Here is a 2206-nt window from a genome sequence, read left to right on the forward strand (position 1 = left end):
CCGACCTCGTCAACGACCTGATCGCCCTGATTCCGGAGGATGGCAGCCGAATCACGAACGACGAGATCCGCATAGCCCTGGAGCGGGAGGCTGGAGAGCCCATCGGCGATGAGGAGCTGAAGGAGCTCAAAAACCAGGTGGTGGCCCTGGGCGCCGCGGAGGGGGTGAAAGGCCCCGGCGGAGGCTTGAGAGCGCCTGGAATCGACCCGCCTCCACGAGCTGTCGCTCCAGCAGCCGGCACCCGCACCCGCCGCAGCGCCAACGGGAATGGAGCCGCCGCCCCCCAAGCCGCCATCGCCCCCGGCACCACGGCGGCCTCGGTGCTCACCGGTGAGCTGCGCAACCAGATCGACCGCATCTGGGATGCCTTCTGGAGCGGCGGCATCGCCAACCCGCTGGAGGTGCTGGAGCAGCTCACCTACCTGCTGTTCATCCGGCGGCTGGATGAACTGGAAACCCTGGAGGAGCGGCGCAGCCAGCGTTCCGGGCAGCCGATGCGCCGCCGCATCTTCCCGGAGGGGGCTGATGAGCAGGGGCGCCCCTGGAGTGAGCTGCGCTGGAGCCGTTTCAAGGAGCTGGGAGATCCCGCCTCGATGTACCGCGTGGTGGGCGAGCGGGTGTTCCCGTTCCTGCGCGAGCTCGGCGGTGAGGAGTCGGCCTACGCCACCCACATGCGCGATGCGCGCTTCACAATCCCCACGGCGGGGCTGCTCACCAAGGTGGTGGAGCTGCTCGACGCGGTGCCGATGGAGGACCGCGACACCAAGGGCGATATCTACGAATACATGCTCGGCAAACTGGCTACCGCCGGCACTAACGGCCAGTTCCGCACGCCGCGCCACATCATCGAGCTGATGGTGGCGATGACCGAGCCCACCCCACGGGATGTGATGGTGGATCCGGCCTGCGGCACCTGCGGTTTCCCGGTGGCGGTGGGCGAATACCTGCGGGAACACCACCCGGAAATTCTCAGCGATCCGGAGTTGCGCGAGCACTTCAACCATGGCCTGTTCCATGGCTTTGATTTCGACAACACGATGCTGCGCATCGGCGCGATGAACATGCTCCTGCACGGGGTGGAGAACCCTGATGTGAGCTACCGCGATTCGCTCTCGGAAGACAGCGCCAGCGAGGAAAACAAGTACACCTTGGTCCTGGCCAATCCGCCCTTCGCGGGGTCATTGGATTACGAGAGCACCAGCGGAAAGCTGCAGCGGGTGGTGAAGACGAAGAAAACCGAGCTGCTGTTCATGGCCCTTTTCCTACAGCTGCTCAAACCCGGAGGCCGGGCTGCGGTGATCGTTCCCGATGGGGTGCTGTTTGGCTCCAGCAAGGCCCACAAGGAACTGCGCCGCACCCTGGTGGAAGACCATTTCCTCGAAGGCGTGGTGTCACTGCCAAGCGGCGTGTTTCGCCCTTATGCCGGTGTGAGCACAGCGATCCTGTTCTTCACCAAGACCGGCCGGGGCGGCACCGATCAGGTGTGGTTCTACGACATGACGGCCGACGGCTGGAGCCTCGACGACAAGCGCAATCCGCTGCTGCCGCTGCAGAAGCTTGGGCCTTCACCGAAGGAAGATCTAGCGGAAGGCGAGCACGACAAGAACAACCTGCCCGACTGCCTGGCCCGCTGGCGGCAGCGCAAGGATGCTGAGCGCCAGCGGGAGCGCACCGCCCAGAGCTTCTGCGTGCCCAAGGATGAGATCGCTGAGCAGGGCTACGACCTCAGCCTCAACCGCTACAAGGAGCTGATCCACGAGGAGGTGGAGCACCGCCCTCCGCTGGAGATTCTGGCGGAACTGCGGGCGATCGAGCAGGAGATCCTGCAGGGGATCGAGGAGCTGGAGGGGATGCTGCGATGAAGGTGGGAAAAGTAGCGCTGGGAGAACTGGCCAGAATCAGGACTGGAAAGCTTGACGCAAATGCAAGCAGTCCGAACGGGAAATATCCATTTTTTACTTGCGCAATAAATCCGCTTAGAATTGACTCCTTCAGCTACGAATGCGAGTGCGTGTTGGTCGCAGGAAATGGCGATCTCAATGTCAAGTACCACAATGGTCGTTTTGATGCTTACCAGCGGACTTACATCGTTGAGCCATTCTCCCAATCTCTGGATTGCCGGTATCTGTACCACTTTCTGGATTCATATCTGGCAGAGCTGCGCAAGCTAAGCATTGGTGGGGTTATCAAGTACATTAAGCTAGGC

The 2206-nt window shown here is 62.4% G+C and carries 2 protein-coding genes; both read left to right on the forward strand.

Translation table 11 applies throughout. From position 1 onward, the window contains the following. On the forward strand, positions 1-1862 hold a 1862-nt coding region (locus AC01FP_RS17090; protein WP_474481883.1), incomplete at its 5' end, for a type I restriction-modification system subunit M. Continuing rightward, positions 1859-2206 (forward strand): restriction endonuclease subunit S domain-containing protein (locus AC01FP_RS17095; RefSeq protein WP_474481885.1); only part of this gene is annotated, 348 nt, incomplete at its 3' end. The genes AC01FP_RS17090 and AC01FP_RS17095, both read left to right, overlap by 4 nt.

It is taken from the genome of Cyanobium sp. NIVA-CYA 375 (assembly GCF_056108345.1).